The sequence below is a fragment of the Candidatus Pacearchaeota archaeon genome (assembly GCA_038874355.1).
Taxonomy (GTDB): domain Archaea; phylum Nanobdellota; class Nanobdellia; order Pacearchaeales; family GW2011-AR1; genus JAVZCO01.
This window is the reverse complement of sequence record JAVZCO010000001.1, coordinates 168,327-187,458: the sequence shown is the minus strand read 5'-3', so window position 1 is coordinate 187,458 and position 19,132 is coordinate 168,327. Positions and strand designations below refer to the sequence as shown.

22 protein-coding genes are annotated in these 19,132 nt (G+C 22.8%); 16 read left to right on the top strand and 6 right to left on the bottom strand.

The features are described from left to right. Positions 1–57 precede the first annotated feature (57 nt). Positions 58–693 (bottom strand): hypothetical protein, encoded by a 636-nt coding sequence (locus tag QW117_01125; protein MEM3405558.1) that lies wholly within the window; start codon positions 691–693, stop codon positions 58–60. 232 nt (positions 694–925) lie between these two features. Between QW117_01125 and QW117_01120 the strand changes: the two genes are divergently transcribed. The 4 genes from QW117_01120 (at position 926) to QW117_01105 (ending at position 3,062) form a co-directional block, all read left to right on the top strand. Further along, complete coding sequence (locus tag QW117_01120) at positions 926–1,213, top strand: hypothetical protein (GenBank protein MEM3405557.1); 288 nt, start codon at positions 926–928, stop codon at positions 1,211–1,213. A 26-nt stretch (positions 1,214–1,239) separates the two neighbouring features. Further along, positions 1,240–1,731: a hypothetical protein gene (locus QW117_01115; protein ID MEM3405556.1), complete on the top strand. Its 492-nt coding sequence runs from the start codon at positions 1,240–1,242 to the stop codon at positions 1,729–1,731. Positions 1,732–1,941: 210 nt separating this feature from the next. Then, a complete protein-coding gene (locus QW117_01110) occupies positions 1,942–2,460 on the top strand; it encodes a hypothetical protein (protein MEM3405555.1) in 519 nt (172 codons plus the stop codon). Positions 2,461–2,588: 128 nt separating this feature from the next. Beyond that, entirely contained in the window at positions 2,589–3,062 is a 474-nt protein-coding gene (locus QW117_01105) for a hypothetical protein (protein MEM3405554.1), read from the top strand. Between the two features lies 1 nt (position 3,063). Here QW117_01105 and QW117_01100 read toward each other — a convergent pair whose 3' ends face one another. Then, the gene (locus tag QW117_01100) at positions 3,064–3,771 is read right to left on the bottom strand and encodes a hypothetical protein (protein MEM3405553.1); all 708 of its coding nucleotides are present in this window, start codon (positions 3,769–3,771) and stop codon (positions 3,064–3,066) included. Between the two features lies 1 nt (position 3,772). After that, positions 3,773–4,096 carry a hypothetical protein gene (locus tag QW117_01095; protein MEM3405552.1) on the bottom strand — a complete coding sequence of 108 codons (324 nt, stop codon included), beginning with the start codon at positions 4,094–4,096 and terminating at the stop codon, positions 3,773–3,775. Positions 4,097–4,327: 231 nt separating this feature from the next. Between QW117_01095 and QW117_01090 the strand changes: the two genes are divergently transcribed. The 5 genes from QW117_01090 (at position 4,328) to QW117_01070 (ending at position 11,263) form a co-directional block, all read left to right on the top strand. After that, positions 4,328–6,610 (top strand): ATPase, T2SS/T4P/T4SS family, encoded by a 2,283-nt coding sequence (locus QW117_01090; GenBank protein MEM3405551.1) that lies wholly within the window; start codon positions 4,328–4,330, stop codon positions 6,608–6,610. A 28-nt stretch (positions 6,611–6,638) separates the two neighbouring features. Further along, positions 6,639–8,807 (top strand): hypothetical protein, encoded by a 2,169-nt coding sequence (locus QW117_01085; protein MEM3405550.1) that lies wholly within the window; start codon positions 6,639–6,641, stop codon positions 8,805–8,807. A 117-nt stretch (positions 8,808–8,924) separates the two neighbouring features. Further along, positions 8,925–9,050 carry a hypothetical protein gene (locus QW117_01080; protein ID MEM3405549.1) on the top strand — a complete coding sequence of 42 codons (126 nt, stop codon included), beginning with the start codon at positions 8,925–8,927 and terminating at the stop codon, positions 9,048–9,050. Next, the gene (locus QW117_01075) at positions 9,047–9,205 is read left to right on the top strand and encodes a hypothetical protein (GenBank protein MEM3405548.1); all 159 of its coding nucleotides are present in this window, start codon (positions 9,047–9,049) and stop codon (positions 9,203–9,205) included. The genes QW117_01080 and QW117_01075 overlap by 4 nt, the downstream gene beginning before the upstream one ends. Before the next feature lie 3 nt (positions 9,206–9,208). Beyond that, positions 9,209–11,263: a phage tail tip lysozyme gene (locus tag QW117_01070; GenBank protein ID MEM3405547.1), complete on the top strand. Its 2,055-nt coding sequence runs from the start codon at positions 9,209–9,211 to the stop codon at positions 11,261–11,263. Positions 11,264–11,269: 6 nt separating this feature from the next. Here QW117_01070 and QW117_01065 read toward each other — a convergent pair whose 3' ends face one another. Next, positions 11,270–11,572 (bottom strand): hypothetical protein, encoded by a 303-nt coding sequence (locus QW117_01065; protein ID MEM3405546.1) that lies wholly within the window; start codon positions 11,570–11,572, stop codon positions 11,270–11,272. A 34-nt stretch (positions 11,573–11,606) separates the two neighbouring features. On the opposite strand from QW117_01065, the gene QW117_01060 reads away from it, so the two are divergent. Then, a complete protein-coding gene (locus tag QW117_01060) occupies positions 11,607–12,203 on the top strand; it encodes a phage tail tip lysozyme (GenBank protein ID MEM3405545.1) in 597 nt (198 codons plus the stop codon). A gap of 5 nt (positions 12,204–12,208) precedes the next feature. On the opposite strand, the gene QW117_01055 is transcribed toward QW117_01060, so the two are convergent. Continuing rightward, on the bottom strand, positions 12,209–13,549 hold the full coding sequence (locus tag QW117_01055; protein MEM3405544.1) for a hypothetical protein: 1,341 nt from the start codon (positions 13,547–13,549) through the stop codon (positions 12,209–12,211). A gap of 347 nt (positions 13,550–13,896) precedes the next feature. Here QW117_01055 and QW117_01050 point away from each other — a divergent pair, with 347 nt between their 5' ends. The 6 genes from QW117_01050 to QW117_01025 all read left to right on the top strand — a co-directional run bounded on the left by QW117_01050 (position 13,897) and on the right by QW117_01025 (position 18,163). Continuing rightward, a complete protein-coding gene (locus QW117_01050) occupies positions 13,897–14,448 on the top strand; it encodes a hypothetical protein (GenBank protein ID MEM3405543.1) in 552 nt (183 codons plus the stop codon). A gap of 192 nt (positions 14,449–14,640) precedes the next feature. Beyond that, entirely contained in the window at positions 14,641–15,849 is a 1,209-nt protein-coding gene (locus QW117_01045; protein ID MEM3405542.1) for a hypothetical protein, read from the top strand. Between the two features lie 317 nt (positions 15,850–16,166). Beyond that, positions 16,167–16,574, top strand: a complete 408-nt coding sequence (locus QW117_01040) for a hypothetical protein (protein ID MEM3405541.1) — start codon at positions 16,167–16,169, stop codon at positions 16,572–16,574. A 17-nt stretch (positions 16,575–16,591) separates the two neighbouring features. Beyond that, a complete protein-coding gene (locus QW117_01035) occupies positions 16,592–17,080 on the top strand; it encodes a hypothetical protein (GenBank protein MEM3405540.1) in 489 nt (162 codons plus the stop codon). Beyond that, positions 17,077–17,586, top strand: coding sequence for a hypothetical protein (locus QW117_01030; protein MEM3405539.1), 510 nt, complete (start codon positions 17,077–17,079; stop codon positions 17,584–17,586). Before QW117_01035 ends, QW117_01030 begins: the two co-directional genes overlap by 4 nt. After that, positions 17,576–18,163 carry a hypothetical protein gene (locus QW117_01025; protein ID MEM3405538.1) on the top strand — a complete coding sequence of 196 codons (588 nt, stop codon included), beginning with the start codon at positions 17,576–17,578 and terminating at the stop codon, positions 18,161–18,163. The genes QW117_01030 and QW117_01025 overlap by 11 nt, the downstream gene beginning before the upstream one ends. A gap of 62 nt (positions 18,164–18,225) precedes the next feature. Here QW117_01025 and QW117_01020 read toward each other — a convergent pair whose 3' ends face one another. Continuing rightward, entirely contained in the window at positions 18,226–19,071 is an 846-nt protein-coding gene (locus tag QW117_01020) for a hypothetical protein (GenBank protein MEM3405537.1), read from the bottom strand. Between the last annotated feature and the right edge of the window lie 61 nt (positions 19,072–19,132).

Here is a 19,132-nt window from a genome sequence, read left to right as displayed (position 1 = left end):
AAAAGTTTATTTAAAAATTTTTTATAATTAAAATTTTTAGGAAATATAATCTGATAATTATAACAAAATAACAAAAGCTAAACTAAAAAAAGTTAAACAAACTAAAAATAACCAAAATTTAAAAGAACCTGCAAGAATTTTCATTCCATTTAAATTTCCTATTGGTAATAAATTAAATAAAGCAAAATAACAACTTATCTTTGGTAAAATAGTTAGAATTGGAAAGAAATTAGATATGACTTTTATTATAATGGACAAAAAAAATAAAGAAATTATTGGTATGCCACATATTAAACTAATATTCCATTCTGTAAGCTTGGGATAACTATAAAAAAAGTGTTTTCTTGCTACTCTTGACTTTTTTTCTTTTAATTCAGTTTGAGTTAAAGCAAACCATTTAAAGTAGCCAGAACTTATTAAAGGCAGTATAAAAGATAAGATTACTCCATAAGGAACACCAAATTTAAAATAAGATTTTTCATAAAAACCATATCTTTTTTCTTCCCAAAATTTTATTTCTGATGCTGTTTCAAAATAATATGCTGCTATTTTTTCTGTTAAAAAATAAACAAATAAAACAATTAAGGCAAAAACAAAGGATAAGATAAAGGATAAGTTTTTGCTTAAAAAATATGGAAAAGCAATTAATAAAGAGGATATTAATATTACTATTATTTCCTTTAATCTAAACATAATTCAATTAATAATTTATTTCTTATAAATCTTTTCTTTAAAAAATATAAACTGTAATATTAAATAATAAGAAATAATAAATAGAAAAAAATCTTAAAATAAAAAATTATAAATTAATAAAAAACATTATTATAATAAATACCGAAAAAATAAAAAAGAAAAACAATAAATTTAAAAACTCAGAATAGAAAACTATATAAACTAGGATTATATAAAATTAAATAGATATAAAATGAAAATAAAAAGAATTTCAGAAGTTTTAGGAAAGAATGTATTTACTGATGCAGGAGATTTTATTGGCCAAATAGAAGAAGCAAATTTAGTAGATAATAAAATTGATGGGTGGAAAGTTAGAGTTAACAGCCAAATTTCAAGGATGATTGGAGGAGCAAGAGGTTTGATAGCACCTCATAGTTTTGTTAAGTCAATTGGAGATGTTTTTGTTATGAGTAAAACAGTATTACCTATAAGAGAAGAAATAGACATACCATCTAATGAAGAATTATCAGAAACCTATTAAAAAATAAAATCTTTTTAATCTAAATAATGGCATCAGAAACAATTTTAAGTTCCCCTATTTTTCAAGATTTTATTCTACCTTTTATACTTGTTTTTTCTGTTGTTTTTGCTATACTAGATAGATCAAATATTCTAGGTGAGGGAAAAAAACAAGTAAATGCTTTGGTAGGTTTAGTAATTGGTTTATTATTAGTATCTTTTCCTGAATCTAGAATTATTGTAGTAAAATTAATGCCAATTTTAGCTGTTATGGTTGTTATTTTATTAGTTTTTTTAATAATTTATGGTTTTGCAAAGCAAGAAAAAGAAATAAAATTACCAAGAGGTGCTATTTCTGTTATTGTTTTTATTTCAATAATTGTTGTTGCTATAAGTTTATTAAAAATAACAAATAGCTGGGATAATTTTATAGATTTTTTTAGTAAAGAAAAAGGGAAAAAAGTTTTAACAAATCTTATTTTCATTATAGCAATAATTGTTGCTATGATAAGTGTTTGGAAAATGAAAGGAAAGGAATGAAATAAAAAACATTTCTTGGTATAAAATTTAAAATAGAAAATCTTTCTTGAGAAAAAATAGAATATAAATTTATTCCTTTAATACTTTAAATTAAAGATAATTACTAATTTATTAATAAAATAAGATTAAAAAAATAAATGAAAAATAAATTCTTAAATTTACAAAACTAATAAACGAAAGATATTTAAATTAAAAAATATTATTTGGAATATGTTAGGAATCTTATTGCAATGGGCAGGTAGCACATCTATTGCAGATGTTTTAAATGATTTAGCAGATTTAGGATTTTTCTCTTATGTTTTGCCATTTTTATTAATATTTGCTTTAGTATACACTATATTATCAAATTTGTCCTTATTTAAAGAAAATAAAGGAGCTGCTTTAATTATATCTTTAGCTATAGGTTTATTATCTTTGTTATATGATGCAGTTCCAATCTTTTTTTCTAAATTATTTCCTTACTTAGGAAAAGGCCTTGGAGTTTTAATAGTTGCTTTAATTTTATTGGGAGCTTTTGTTGAAACAGGGAGCAAATGGCAAAAATCTTTATTTTTAATTATAGGTGGTGTAATATTTCTAATTGTTATAATAAATGCTTTTAGAGATACAGGTTATATGGGTTATTCTGAATTTGAATCTTGGTGGGAAAGATATGGAGCTGTTACTCTTGTTGCTGGTATATTAATTTTTGCTATTGTTCTTGTTATTAGAAAAAAAGATGAAAAATAAAAATGTTCTTTTCCTTCTAGTGCAGAAAAAATAATGAAAAGAACAATAAGAGGAATGTTGCCTTACAATTAATTTAAGATATTTTTGAAAACAAAAAACTTTTAAATAAAAAAAAATTATCTTATATGATGGTATTTGAAATTTCCTTTGCTGAATATTTTATGCCTTTATTTATGTTTCTATTTGTTTTTATAATAATCTTTCTTATATTAGAAAAAATAAAAATTGTTGGAGAAAATAAGTTTGCCCATCTTTTAATTAGTTTTATCATATCAATTATATTTTCAACAACAACAAAGCCGAAAGAATATATTCAAACTATAACTCCATGGGTAGTTGTTTTTGTTATCTGTATATTTTTTATACTCTTAGTTATAGGAATGAGTCAACAAAAAGCAGAAATTGTTTTTAAACCATCTATTGTTTGGTTTATAGTTATAGTTTTAATAATAATTTTTTTAATTTCAGCAAATATGGTCTTTTCTAATTTTATGTTTTTAGATAAACTTAAATCAACAATAAGTGAAAATACAAAAATTTTTGATTTTATAATTTTAGTTATAGTAGTAGTGGTAGTCTCTTGGATTTTAACAAAAAAATAATCTATTTCTTCTTCTTTTCCTTACCTAAAGAATTTTTGATACTTTCCAAAACACTACTGAAAGAATCTTGCATCATTTCCATTTCTTTTTTGATGTCTTGTAAATTTTCCCCATAACTACTTACTTTGCCAAGAATTTTTATTTCTAATTCCTGAATAAAATTTTCTATTTTTCTTAACCTTACATCTATATTTCTTATTTTTTTTTCAACTAGTATTTTAAAAGAATTTAATTCTATAACTTTTTTTCTGGTTTTGTTTATTTTTTCCTCTACTATCTGATCTATTATTTCATTAACATTTTCGTTATAAGATGGCTGGTAAATAGGATATTGCTCTTGATAATAGTTTTGAGGAGGATAGTATTCTTGTTGTTGTATAGATTCTATAGGATATTGTTGTTCATATTGTTCTTCTGGGATATTTTCTGAAATTTGTAATTGCTGATCCGGTTGTGGTAAAAGAGGTAAATTATTTTCATTTGATTGCTCCATTATACTTTGTTGCATATTTTTTATCAATTCTGTATCAAAATTATCTTCTTGAGGTAAATCTGAATTTAAATCAGAAATTGCTGCTTTTATTTTAGATTGCTCTATAGCTTGATTTATTTCTAATGGAGAATAACCCGCTTCTTGTAATTTTTTTATAATATCCATTTCTGTCATCCCATTTTCTCTCATTTTTTTTATTTGATCTATTATTGTCATTTTATTCTTCTTTTGATTTTAAAGGCTCAAACATTTTTATTTGCTTTTTTATTATTTCAAGTTCAGATTTTCTAGCTTTTTTTTCTAATTCATTACTTAATGTTAGCAAAGCAGATTTTATTTTTTCTACAGATTTTTCTATTTCTTCTAATCTTAATTTTATTTCGGTCATTTCTTTTGATTGTTCTTCTCTTAATTCAATAATATTTTTACCTACTAATATAATTCTATCTCTTAATAATCTTTGCTTTTCTTCTATATCAGATATTCTTAAGTTAAAATCAGAAATTATAGAAGTTATAAAATTATTAGTCTTTTCTTCCATTTTTTAATCCCCTTTTATAAAAGTATAATATACAAATGGGTTTAAAATATTTATCTTTTAAATTCTTTTCATTTTATTTAATCAAAATAAATTTCAATTTATAAGATGATAAAATTTTTTTAAATATAAGATGTCTTAAATATAAAAATTTTATCTAATAAGTATAAATTTAGAAAGATATTTAATACTCAATTTTCTTATTTTTTTATAAAAAAATTGTTAAAAATTAAGATGTTATTTAAAAAAGGTACTCCGTTATATTCTTATGAAATTGTAAGAGAGACTGGAATAGATGTAGCTTATGTAAACTATATGGGTTCTTCTCTTATTCCAAATATTTCTGAAAATAAAGAGTCTATGGAAAAAGCAATAAGTTTATTAATAGAAAATCCAAAAATTTCAAGAATAGTTTTTGTTCAACAAAGAAACTATGTTTATGATTTTAATCAAATATCCTTATTAAATGAGATAGCAAGAATCTATATACATTTAGTAAAACAAGAAAGGATTTTATCTCCAGGAAGATTAGTTCTTAATTGTCAGCAATGTTTAGGAAAAAGATATGATGTAGTTAATAATTTTATTAATTTATTAAAACAAGATCCAATAGGAGCTTATATTTTTATTAAAAAAATCCTGTCAGAACAAAGAAATAATTTAGAAAAAACATATCAATGTAAATTTTGTTTGATGAATTATATAAGATTATTAGAAAAAATAACTCTTCTTTTAGAAGGAACAAATTTAATAAAAGAGGCACAAAAATATATAGAAGAATATTCTTTTAATAATAGGGAGATATATAAAAGATTCTTTAGACCAGAAATAATACCAAATTTTACATTTACAAGACTAATCTTAAAACTTCCAGAAGATGCAGAAATAATAGATGAATATGAAATAGGAGAAGAAAAAGATAAAGCTCATGTTACAATATTAAAAAAAATAAACGAACCAAAATACATTTATCATATAACACCTCCAGAATATATTCTTAATGAAGATCATCAAATGCTTTTAAATTTAGCTAGAAACGTTTTAATTGAGCATCAACCAAAAGCAGAAGAATTTATTGATTTAGAAAGAACAAGACAAACTTTTTTTAATATTGCTAAAGATTTAATTCAGGAATTAGCTAATTCTAAAAATATAAATTTAAGTTATCTGGAATTAAATAAATTAGCGAAGATATTAATAAGACATACTATAGGTTTTGGTTTAATAGAAGTTCTTTTACAAGATGAAAATTTGCAAGATATTGTTTTAAATGCTCCTATATCTCAAAATAATATTTTTGTTAGGCATCAAGAATATGACGAATGTTTAACAAATATAATTCCTAGCCAAGAAGATGCAGATAGCTGGGCAGCAAAATTTAGAATGCTATCTGGCAGACCATTAGATGAAGCAAATCCTATATTAGATACAGAATTACTTTTAGGAGAAACTAGAGCTAGAATAGCTGTTATACAACAACCTTTATCACCATATGGATTAGCATATTCTATAAGAAGGCATAGAGACAAACCATGGACTTTAACATTATTTATGAAAAACAAAATGATAAATTCTTTATCAGCCGGATTATTAAGTTTTTGTATTGATGGGGCAAGAACTTTACTTGTAGCAGGAACTAGAAGCGCAGGAAAAACTTCTTTGTTAGGTAGTTTAATGCTTGAAATAGTACCTAAATACAGAATTATTGTTGTTGAAGATACTTTAGAATTACCTGTAGATTCATTAAGAAAATTAGGGTACGATATTTTAAGAATGAAAGTTAGATCAGCTTTATTACAATCTAGTAATGAGGTTGCAGCAGATGAAGGAATAAGAACTAGTTTAAGATTAGGAGATTCTTGTTTAATAGTTGGAGAGGTAAGAAGCATAGAAGCAAAAGCATTATATGAAGCTATGAGAGTTGGTGCTTTAGCAAATGTAGTTGCAGGAACAATTCATGGAGCTTCTCCTTATGGAGTTTTTGATAGAGTAGTTAATGATCTACAAGTTCCTGTAACAAGTTTTAAAGCAACGGATTTAATAGTTGTGGCTAATTTAATTAAATCTCCTTCTGGAATAAGGTCTTGGAGAAGAATAACACAAATAAGTGAGGTTAGAAAACATTGGATTAAAGATCCGTTAGAAGAAAAAGGTTTTGTAGATTTATTTAAATATAACCCAGATAAAGACGAATTACAAGCTACAGACGAATTAATAAATGGTGATTCAGAAATAATAAAAAGTATAGCGGCTAATGTTAAGGGATGGGCAGGAAATTGGGATGCGGTTTATGATAATATTTTATTAAGGGCAAAAATAAAAGAAGAAATATTAAATATGTATAAAAAAACTTCTATACAAGATTTATTAGAAGCAGAATTTAATTTTAAATGTAATACAATTTTTCATGAAATTTCAGAAAAAATAAAAGAAGAAATAGGATTACCAGAATCAAAAAGAGTCTTACCTTTAGTTAAAGAATGGATGAAAAAAGAAATTAAAAAAATGAAAAAATAAATAAAATTAAATAAAAAAAGAGGTGAAAATGGAAAAAATAAAGGTAGAGGATATATTAAAAAAATATGGAGCAAAAATAGAAAAAGAGATAAGATCAGATATTATACCTTATAAGGATTTTAGTAGAGATTACAAAAAATTTAAAGAAGAGATGTATTATGAATTAAATTGGTTTGAGAAACTTTGTAAAGGAATTGGTAATAGTGTCAAAATTAAACCTTCAAAAAAAGATTATGAAAAAATAAAAAAAGAAATAGAAAAAGCAAGATTAGACATAACACCAGAACAAGTTGCTTCTTTATCTGTTGTCTCTTTATTTTTAACTTTTTTTTTCGGTACTTTATTAAGCATTTTGATTTTTTTATTAACAGATGTCTTTCCATTTATTTTATTATTTTTCTTTTTACTTTTTTCTATATTTTTGTTTTATTATTTTTATACAACTCCAAATAGATTAGCAAATCAAAGAAGATTAAAAACTTCTTCTCAAATGGTTCCATGTATTTTGTACATAATTGCTTATATGAAACATACAAGTAATTTAGAAAGAGCAATTTCTTTCGCAGCTAAACATTTACAACCTCCTTTATCTTTAGATTTAAAAAAAGTTTTTTGGGATGTTGAAATAGGAAAATATTCTAATCTTAAGGAAAGTTTAGAAGCTTATTTAGAAACCTGGAAAGATGATAATATAGAATTTGTAGAAGCTTTTCATTTAATTGAATCAAGTCTATATGAGATAGAAGAAACAAGAAGAATTACTATTTTAGAAAAAGCTCTACAAGTTGTTTTAGATGGTATTTATGATAAAATGTTGAAGTATAGTAGAGATATTAGAAGTCCTTTAACAAATATTTATATGTTAGGTATAATACTTCCTACATTAGCAATTGCTTTGCTACCTTTAGCTTCTACTATGTTAGCAGGAATAATAAAATGGTATCATGTGTTTTTTATTTTTAATGTTATAGTTCCTTTTTTTGTTTTTTTTATGTCTAATGAAATTCTTTATAAAAGACCAGGTGGCTATGGAGAAACAGAACTTTTAGAATTAAATAAAGATTATAAAAAATTTATAGATAAAAAACCTTTTCTAATTTCTTTTTTCCTTATTCTTCCTCTGTTAATGATTGGTTTTTTACCATTTATTTTTCAAACTAATTTTATTAATAATTTAGGTTTAAAAAATGATTACACTTTTAGAGAAATTGGTTTTAGGTTAGTTGGATTTGAAGATCTAAAGATTTTTGATTTTAAAAATGTTGGGAAAACAAAAACAGGACCATTTGGTATTATCGCTTTAATTTTAAGTTTATTTATTCCTTTATCAATAGGGATATTTTTTTCTTTTGCTTATAATAGAAAAACAAAAGATTTAATTATTGCAAAAGAGAAAAGTAAAAAATTAGAAGATGAATTTGCTTCTTCTTTATTCCAGTTAGGTAATAGATTAGGAGATGGAATGCCGGCAGAAATTGCTTTTTCACACGTTGCTAAATCAGTTAAAGGACAAACAACAGAAGGATTTTTTAATATAGTAAATCAAAATATGCATCAGTTAGGTATGAATTTAGAAGAAGCCATATTTAATAAAAGAAGGGGTGCTATAATTTATTATCCATCAGCTTTAATCGCAACATCTATGATGATTTTAATAGAATCTGTAAAAAAAGGATTAAAAATAGCAGCCTCTTCATTAATGTCTATAAGTGAGTATACAAAAAATGTAAAAAAAATAGAAGAAAGATTAAAGGATTTATTAGCAGAAATAACAAGTGACATGAGAAGTAATATGACATTTTTAGCACCATTATTAGCAGGAATTATTATTGGGCTAACAGGAATGATAACAAATATATTAACAAAATTAAATATTTCAATTTCTGGCATAGGAGCCGAAGAAGTTTCTGAAGCAATTGGAGGGTTTGGAAATATCTTAAGTATATTTAATTTACAAGCTATGATTCCACCTTATTTTTTACAAATAGTAATAGGAATATATATTATTGAAATTACTTTTATTTTGTCATATTCTTTAGTAACAATAGAAAATGGATATGATAAGTTAAGAATTGTTAATGAAACTGGAAAGAATTTAAAAAGAGGAATAATAATGTATTTTATTATAGCTTTTATGGCGATATTAATTTTATCATTATTGTCTTCATTTGCACTTTCAGCGATGAATTTAGGATAATCTAAATTATAAAAATTATTTCTAATTTATTAAGTTTATTTAATTTATTTTATAACTTTCTTATTAAATAATAAGATAAAAAGATAAATTTATAATATTAAAAAATTTAATGATCTAATGAAAAAAAGAGCAGAAGAAGAAAGTCAAGGATTAAAAAAAATATTGATTATATTATTATGGATAATCTTATTTGGGATCGCTTTTTTTGCAATAAAAAAAATATTTTCAAATATTATAAAATGAAAAAAATAAAAAAAGCAGATTTAGAGATGGATTTTTTAGGAAAGATAATCTTAATTTTAATATTTTTGTTTTTAGTACTTGTTGCTTATGGAATATTAAGCGGAAAACTAAAAGGGATGGTTATAAATTTAAAAAATTTATTTAGATTTGGTTAAAAAATGGTTCAGCAATCAATGGAAAAAACTATTTATTTAGTTTTAATAATTTTAGTAATTGTTTTTGTTATAATACTTTTAACAAGACCACAAATAATAGATTTTTTTAAAAATTTACCTTATAACGAAAGTGATCATTTAATAAATGTTACGAAAGATGAATATGCAAAATTAGGAATTTGTATTGGAGAGGATTATGTTGGAAATATTAAGTTAGATTTTATTTATATCTATGATAATAATAAAGAAATAAAAACAGATTTTTATATAAAAGATAATAAAATTTATAAAGCAGGTGGAAAGTTTCTTAGAGAATTATATGTAGGATATCTTTCAAATCAAAAACAAATAAAAATAGATAATTATTATTTATCTTATAACAATAAACTCGATTATACAGAAGTAGATATTTTAAGAAGAATACATAATTCTTATTTTTCTTTAGATAATAAATTATGTAGACCATTGATAACTTTTATTTGTGATGATAGATACATTATAAGAGAATCTCCTTCAGAAATAGAAAAATATTACGAAAATGAATCTTTAAAGTTTTTAGTAGAAAATATTGTTAAAGAATATCCAAGAATTATGAATAAAGAATCTTTTAAAGCACTTTTAATTTCCATAATCAATGAAAAAAATTTTAATACGAATGAAGAAGAAATAAAAAATTTAGGAGAAGAATTAAGGAATGCATTTGACAACAAAAATGAAAAATATGAAGAATGTTATAATTCAATAACAGAAGAAGAAAAATTCACTTGTATTCTTTCTATATATAAAACAGGAAAAAATTATCATAATCGAGAAACAGAAGAAACTTTAAAGAGTATAGGGCATGAATATTCACAAAAAATAAAAATGATTTATAGAAAATGGCAATACCAATTTTGTATGGGAGAGAATGAAGAAAAAACAAGAGAAGGAGAAACAGAAAAAGAAATAAGTGAAGTAGAATATTATATAAATTTTTTAAAAAATTTTATTTCTTCACTTAAAGAAAATACAGTTTTGAAAGAAGAAACTTTAATTATTTACTACTACTTAAAAGATTTGGGATATGAAGATGAACAAATAGCGGGTATAATAGGAAATTTAATCCAAGAATCAAATTTAGACCCTTTTTTAGAAGGGGATTGTAAAAATAATAAATGTACTTCTATTGGATTAGCACAATGGCACAACGAGAGAAAAGATGCATTATTAAAAGATTGTCCGAAAACAAAAACTCCAGAAGGTCAAAGAACAAATGAAATAAAATTAAAAATGATCTTTTGTCAACTTGATTTTTTGAATAAAGAGTTAAATAAAGAACCATATAAAAGTAGAGTTTTAAAGAGAATGGAAAAATTGAAGAATGTTAGAGATATAACAATTCTATTCCAAAATGAATATGAAAAATGTAATTCGAAACTTTGTAACACAAATAAAAGAATAGAATATGCAGAAGCTTTCTATAATATAATAAGACACAAAGAAAGAGAAATAAGTGGAATAAGAAATGTTTTATTAAATCTATTCACTTTTTTTCAGGATAGAAACTATAAAATTGATCCCTCTTCTTACGATTATCTTGCTTCTAATATAGGAGAAGGAAAGAGTAGAGATATTCTTAGAATAGCGAATAGTTATATTGGTAAAGATACTATAAGATATGGTTGTAAGGATAAAGCAAGGAATTGTAAAGATTTTGTTTGCGCTAGATTTGTGAGTAATATTTTAAGAGAAGCTGGAATTAATATAGAGATAAGGGATTCTGTTCCTCTATTAGAAAAAGAGATATTAAAAAATGGAGGGGTAAAAATTTATGATTATTTGATAAATGGAGAAATAAATACAAACAATAAAGAACAAATTAATGAAATATTAAAATCAGGTTATATAGGTGTTTTTAGAAGTGAGGTTTCTAATAGCGGTTATCATATTGTTATCTTGAATGGTTACGATCCAAAAACAAAAAAAGTTTTATTTATTCATGATTCTGGTTATAAAAAACCTGTAAATTTTGGTAGCGAAAGTATAAAGAAATTAAGAGCTGTTTATAAAATAACTTAATTTATATTATCTAATTTTTTCTAGATCAAATTTTTTTAAATAATTTTTTGTTATTATTTCTTCTTCTCGATTAATCAATTCTACTATCATTCTTTCTTTTTTATTTATTAATACACTACTTCCAAAATCTTCAATATCATCTATTATAAATTTTTCATCAATTTCTTTAGAATATTTAATTATTTTTATAATAGAATGTTTATTATAAATCTGTTCTTTTTCAGTATCTTTATAAATTATTAAAAATAAGCCATCTTTATTAAAAGGATCTAGAAATAGAAAATTCTTTATTACTAAAGTTTGGGCCAATCATAAAAATATAAGTTAAATCTATCAATTTTGTATGGGAGAGAATGAAGAAAAAACAAGAGAAGGAGAAAAATATAGTTTACAAAACGATATAAAAAACTTTTTAGAGCATCCTGTGGAAACAACGCGTGTAAATATTAACTATGAAAATAAAGTAGATCTCATTTATGAATATTTTAAGAATATAAAGAATATAACCTTAACAGATGAACAAATAGCGGGTATAATAGGAAATTTAATCCAAGAATCAAATTTAGACCCTTTTTTAGAAGGGGATTGTAAAAATAATAAATGTACTTCTATTGGATTAGCACAATGGCACAACGAGAGAAAAGATGCATTATTAAAAGATTGTCCGAAAACAAAAACTCCAGAAGGTCAAAGAACAAATGAAATAGAGAAGGAAGTATTATTATGTCAATTAAACTTTTTAGTAAAAGAACTTCTAGGAACTGAAAAAGAAGCTTATTATCATTTAAAATACCAAAATAATGTTAGAGATGCTACAATTTCCTTTCAAGATAAATTTGAAAGGTGCCATCCTGATTATTGCTCTACTGAAAAAAGAATATCTTATGCAAAAGCTGTCTATGATAGAATTTTAAGAAATAAAAAAAATGATATAACTTAAAATTATTAATCTAATTTTCTCTTTATAGAGTATTTCTCTTTATTTTCTTCTAATCTTAATCTTTTCAAATATTCTGGAGAAACTTTTATGTGTTCAACATCTTTACCCCAACTATTTAAAAGTTCTATAACAATTCCATCTTCTTTATTTTCATATATTTCATCTCTAATATCAACATCTTCATAAAAAGTTGATTCTTTTAAATCTTTATAATATTTTATCATTCTAACCATAAAAATAGATTCTTTTGACATTTCCTTTTTATTATTTTTTATATCTTCATAAATCATAATCACATCAAATTCTTTATTAAAAATTTCTTTTAATTCAGAATATCTTTTCATTCCCAGTCCAGAAGAATACCACAAACTTATTAATCTATAATTATTTGGTATATCTTCTTTTTGAAAAAAATATTTTTTTATGGATAATGGAATTCTTCCCAAATACTTACGCCATTCTTCTTTATCTTCATAATCAGTCAAAGTTGCTAATATTTTATCATCAAGTGTTTGCTCTTGTACTTTTCTTTCTCTTTCACCCGGAACAATAAAACTAATTTCTCCATTTGCAGATAAAGAAGCTATTGGACTTCCTGAAGAGCCCATTTTTATATCATAAAATAAAATAGTTTTTTTCTCTGTTTCTGGATTTGTTCTTAATTTTATATTTATCTTTACAGCAGTATTTCTTGTAGCAAATAATCCTTCTGCTGTTCCTATTTCAATTTCTCTGACTTCATAATCCTTTCCTATAGTATATGCTATCTTTTCTAATTCAACTTCTTTTTTTAGTTCAGAATATTCCAAAATTTCTGTTATTATAGGTATAAAATTAGGAATTTTTGTTTCTTTTATGAAATTAGATAATGCTTTTTTTCTTATAAGAATTTTTAATTTTGCATCAGGATTTTTTTCGAAATCTATTAATTTTTTCCATTCCCCAAAAGAGTTTCTATTCTTATCTAATTCTATAAAATAACCTTCTGATGTTATATAATCAAATTCGAAATTTTCTCTTTTACATATCATATAAAATTTAGAATCGTCTCTTATATTTATGTATTCTTTGTCCAAATCAGCAACATTTTCTTTCTTTTTATTCCAATCAGGAGTATAGATTTCAAAACAAATTTCTTTATTTTCTGGATTATAATCTAATTTTAACTCTAGAGTTCCTTTAACTTTATTAAAAATAGAGTCTTTTATTTCTGCTTTTCTTAAAATTGGTTTTTCTAAATGCAAATATCTTTTTTGTTGAGGATAAGCAGCAGGATTAGGAAATAAAAATGTTGTTGCTAATCCCAAAGTTGCTATCCATTTATTTATTTTTTTATTAAAATTCATAAAAAATAAAATAAAAAGAATCTTTTAAATTTTATTATACTTAAAATACATTATTTCATTTATTCTTATTTTAATTTGTATTATTTTATTTTTTAAAAATTATAAGAATTTTACTAATAAATGAAATTACTAACATAATATTTATATTTTTAATGATTACTATCTTTACTTTTTTATTGGTTGTATAAATTTTTGCGGTTTAAACCCTAATAAATATGTATACGAATTTTTTATCTTCTTTTTTATTTAGTAATTTAAAATTATCTCTTTTTATTCTTATTGTTTATATTCTTTATTTAATTTATTAAAAAGAATAAATTTATAATTGCAATAAGATTAATAATAAAATGAAAAATAAAAAAGCAAGTTCTACATTATTGCCAGAAGAAACTCTTAAAATAATAATTGCAATTATATGTATAGTTTTTCTTGTTATTTTATCAATTTTAATTTTTAATATGTTTATACAGAATACAAAAATTCAACAAGCAAAGTCTACTTTAGAAATTATAGAGGGGAAGATTAAAGTATATAAAGAAAAAAATCAATCAATAAGTTTTATTATTAGCGCACCAAAAGATTATTATTTTTATTTTAATACAACAAATATTTGCAATGGAAAATATTGTTTATGTTTGGCTCCACATTCTTCTGCTGTAAAGAACCCTTGGAATGCTTTAAATGGTTATTTAGACGAATCTAAAGCGGTATGTAAAGTTGTAGATGACTACTTAGTAATAAAAAATAAAAATTATGAAGAGAATGTTATTGCAATTTATCAATCAACACCCTGCACAATAAATAAAAATAAGGAAGGGCATATTTCTATTGTTTGTGATACAGGTCCAACATCAGAACTTCAAAGATTTTTTAATAATTTATTAATAAATAAAAAATAAATTCCTATTTACTAGTAATTAAGATAAAAAAATAGATTTTTTATTAAGTAGAATATTAAAAATCAACTCATCGAAAAGATAATAATTTGACTTGATATTTTAGAATTCCTTTAAGTTAATTAATCTTTATTTCTATTTAAGAATAAAAAATAGAAAAGTTAAATTTATAACTATAATACTATTGAATTTAATATGAATAAAAGAGGAATTACTTTGTCTACATTAGTAGCAATAATTTTATTAATCTTAGCTTTTGGTATTCTTTTATTCTTTATTATAAATTTGAACTTAAGTCAAAGAACAGATAGAGAAGCATGTAAACAAAGTGTTATAATGAGGGGAACTATTGCTAGCCTTCCTGTATTAGATGCTGGCAAATCTTATGCCCCTTTACAATGTAAAGAAAAAAAAGTTTGTATTACAAATAGTGTTTTTGGTAATTGTGAAGAATTTACTGGAGAAAAAGGAGTAGAAAAAGTTATTGTTAAAGATAAAGAAGGAATTGAAAAAGTTATTTCTCAAGAAATTTTAGAATGCTGGAATATGATGGGGCAAGGAAGATTAGATTTATTTTCTCAGTTTATTGCAACAAGATATGGTTTTGGATTGGTGTATCCTTCATGTATTATTTGTTCGAGAATCGCAATAGATGAAAGAATAAGTTTGGATGAAATAAAAAAAGTGAATGTACAAGAATACATGGCAACACATGCTGTCCCTGGAAAGAGCGTTTCTTATTATACCTATATGTTAGGAAATGATATTTCCGCAGGAGAAGATTTCGCAAAAATATCATTTGATGTTTTAAATAATATAAATTACAAAAAAGATATAGAAAAGATAACTAAAGAAGAGGAAGAGCAGGTTGAAATAGAATTTGTTTCAAATGAAACTAAAAACAATATAATAAATAATTCTTTTTTGTATGTATCAGAATTATCAGAAGACACTAATTCAGAAAAAGAATCCTCTTTAGCAATAGATCAAATTAAATACTCTTTTGGTGGAGAATTACCAGAATGGAATGGAGAACAATTGGCAATTGTTTTTATGCAGATTAGTGCTCCTAAAGTAGCAGATTCTTTAATGAATTTAGCTAAATTAGGAGGATTAATGTATGGAGGTTCTTTTGTTTTATCTCCTAGAAATACAATTAGTTTTACTAAATCTTGTTTAACAAATCCTTATTGTTTAAAAATAGCTTTTGTTTTAGGAGGAGTAATAGCAGGAGCTCAACAAGTTAATGTAGCATATAATAGGCATGTATCAATGGGTTATTGCGGAGACGTTTCTTCATCTTCAAAAAATGCAAGAAGTGGTTGCAGTGTTGTAAGAGTTGTAAAATATGAACCACAAGCAATAAATACTTATTGCTCTGGAAATATAGAAAGCATTCCTTAAATTTTTATATTATGAATAAAGATTTGAAAAAAATTAGAGGCACACTTAAAAAATAAGTAGAAGGTAGAAGATCTAATAAAAATAGTTTAAAAAAAATTAAAAATAAAATCAATTTAAAGGATATAAAAAAATTTATGGAATTTAAGCAGTAGAGAAATTTAAAATTATATCTGTATAACAAAGTAATAAGGAGAGAAATAAGATTGATAAAAATCAAGACGATTCGAAATAAAAAAGAATCTTTTTATAGATTAATTAAATTTTTTTATTTTGATTTTTTAAGAAATATTTATTAATTATAGATTTTTTATTACTCTATGAATAAAAAAGGTCAACAATTATTAGAAGAAAATATTATCTTTTTAATTTTGAATATGATAATTTTTGTCACGTTATTAATTTTTGTTTATAATTCTTCAAATGGTAAATTAATAGATGAACAATATTATGCAAAAGAAATTGCTTTGTTAATTAATTCGGCAGAACCCAATACAACAATTTATTTTGATTTAAGTTATTTATATAAAAAATATGAAAAAGAAATTGAAAAAGGTATATTAAAAAAAGAAAATTTAATAAAAATAAACAATGAAAAAGGAATAGTTTATTTTTCTTTAAATCCACAAACATATTATTCATATTATTTTTTTAATAATGTTAAGATTAATACATACTTTGAAGATAATCATCTTATATTAAAAATAGAAAGTTATGATAAAAAATAAAACAAATTTAAAATAAAATGAATAAAACTGCTATAGAAAAAATAATGACAATATGGTGGTTTTTTATATGGATAATTGTTATAGTTGGAGTTATAAGTAATATTTATATTTTTACAAATAAAGAAATTGATTATAGGAGTTTAGATAGTAAAATATTAAATAAAAAAATTTCTCATTGTTTGCAAAATAATTATTTCAATTTTTCTAAGAGCGAAGAAGAAATAAAAAAAGATATTTTAGAAATTTGTAATTTGAATAATAATACTTTAAACAGCGAACTTTTTAGTGCTAAAATCGAAGTCGTACAAGAAAATAAAAAAATTATATTAGGACCAGAATCTATGTTTATACAATGCGAAATAAAAGAAGAAGCAAATGCTATTAATTATCCAATTTGCGTAAAAAGCGAAATAAATGTATCCAAAGAAAATAAATTATATAATTTAATAATATTAACATCTTCTAATGCTAAAGGAAAAAGAATTTTACTAAGCGATATAAAATGAAAAATAAAAAAGCACAAATAGGAGAAACTTTAACATGGTTTATAGCATTCATCATCATATTTTTTATCATAATTATTTTCACTATTGTTACTATTGCTTTATCTTTAAAGAATGTAGAAGAAAATATAGAAAAATTAAAAACAGAATCTTTAAATTATGAAAAAATAATTTCTATATTAAATTTAAAAGTAAATTATAAAAGTGAAGAGTTAGTTTTTAAAGATTTAATAAAAGAATATTATTCTTCTGATAAATTAGATGAAGATAAAAAGAGGTTTATAGAAAATACATTAAAAGAAAATTTAAAAGAATATAATTATAAAATTGAAATAAAAAAAGGAGAAGAAGACAATAAAAAAATTTACCTCGAATCTAGTCTTCCTTATAGAGGTTCTGGTTATTATTATTCTAAAGTTGAATATCCTGATTTAGAAAAGAAAAATGAAATATATATTATTGGAAAAGAAAAAATAAAAATAAGTTTTTATTTAAAAAATGAAAAATAAAAAAGCAGACATTAATGTTACTTTAATAGTTTTTTTCGTGATTACATTATTTTTAAGCATGTTATTTATTTTTATCATTTCTAAAAATAAAATAGAAAGAAATATTTTAGAGGATTATGATTTAAATAATTTTATAAAACAAGAAGAAAATTTGATAAAATTTTATCTTTCAGATTTAGTAGAAGAAACAATAAAAAATATAAGTTTAGAAGAAAAAGAAAACGAAAATTTTGAAAATATTTTTGAAAAAAATTTTAAAATTCAATTAGAAAAATATTCTTATATAGATTATGTTAATAAATTAAATAATAAATATAGGAATGACGAAATAGAAGTTAGTTATAATCAAGAAAATAAAGAAATAGAAGTTATAGTGAAAAATTATAGAATGATCTTATTGATATCTTATGAAGTACAAAATAAAGAAATAGAAAAAATTGAAAAAGAGTTTATAGAAAAAAGGGGCAAAGAAACTAAGATAATAAGAGCATTACCATACAACTTATATAAAGAAAAAATGATAAAACCTATCGGAATAGAAAAAATAAAAGATATAAAGATTATAAAAAAATTATAATCTTATTTCAATTAATAAAATTCTTACATTTTTTTATCCTTAAAATTAATTAAAAAAGAATTTTAATCAAATTTTAATTTTCCAATTTCATCTAAATATTTTTCTAATTCATCATATGCTTTATTCCCGTTAGGAAAATATAAATTTAATCTTTTTGAGTAATTTTTTATATTAAGTATGTATTCTTGGACTTCTTTTACTAGATCCTTTCTTCTATTTTTTTCTTCTTCACCTTCAACTCCAGGCGGGTATGAAGAAATTCCTTTTAAAATAAGAGACATATTTACTAAATAAGATTCTAATCTTCTATCATGAAGTGCTATTGAAATATTATTTTTATTATTCCCATCTTTATCTTTATTATATTTAAAAAAATGTAGTGTAGAAAAAGTTGATCCACCACTTAAAAATTCTCCATACTCGTCAAGACCCTTTGATGGACTTATATCATTATCATATCTCCATGCGCGGATTCCAATATCTCTATTTTCATTTTCACTATGGTAAATTATTTCAATAATATCTTCTATATAAAGAGGAAGTTTCGTATTCTTTCCAAATTCTGTTTCCACTTCTTTTGGATTAAGGTAATCAAACCCTATTAAATAGAAACCTTTAGGGATTTCATTAGGACTGAAAAATACTTCTTGGAAATAAGAAGGAATTTTATCATACTTTTTGATTAATTCTTCTTTTTTTTCTTCTGAAAAAGTTTTAATAACTTCTTTTTTATTATTATAATTTTCTTTAATAATATTTATTAATTTATTTCTTTTACTATCTTCCTTCTTAGTTATATCTTCTGATTTATGTTTCATTTTAATATCAATAGAAAAATTATTTCCAAAATATACACCAGTAATAAAAGAGGTTAAAATAAAAAGAGTTGTTTTTAATTTTTGATTCATGGTTTAAAAAACTAATAATAATTTATAAATTTAATCTTTTTGAAAGATAAAAACATAACAT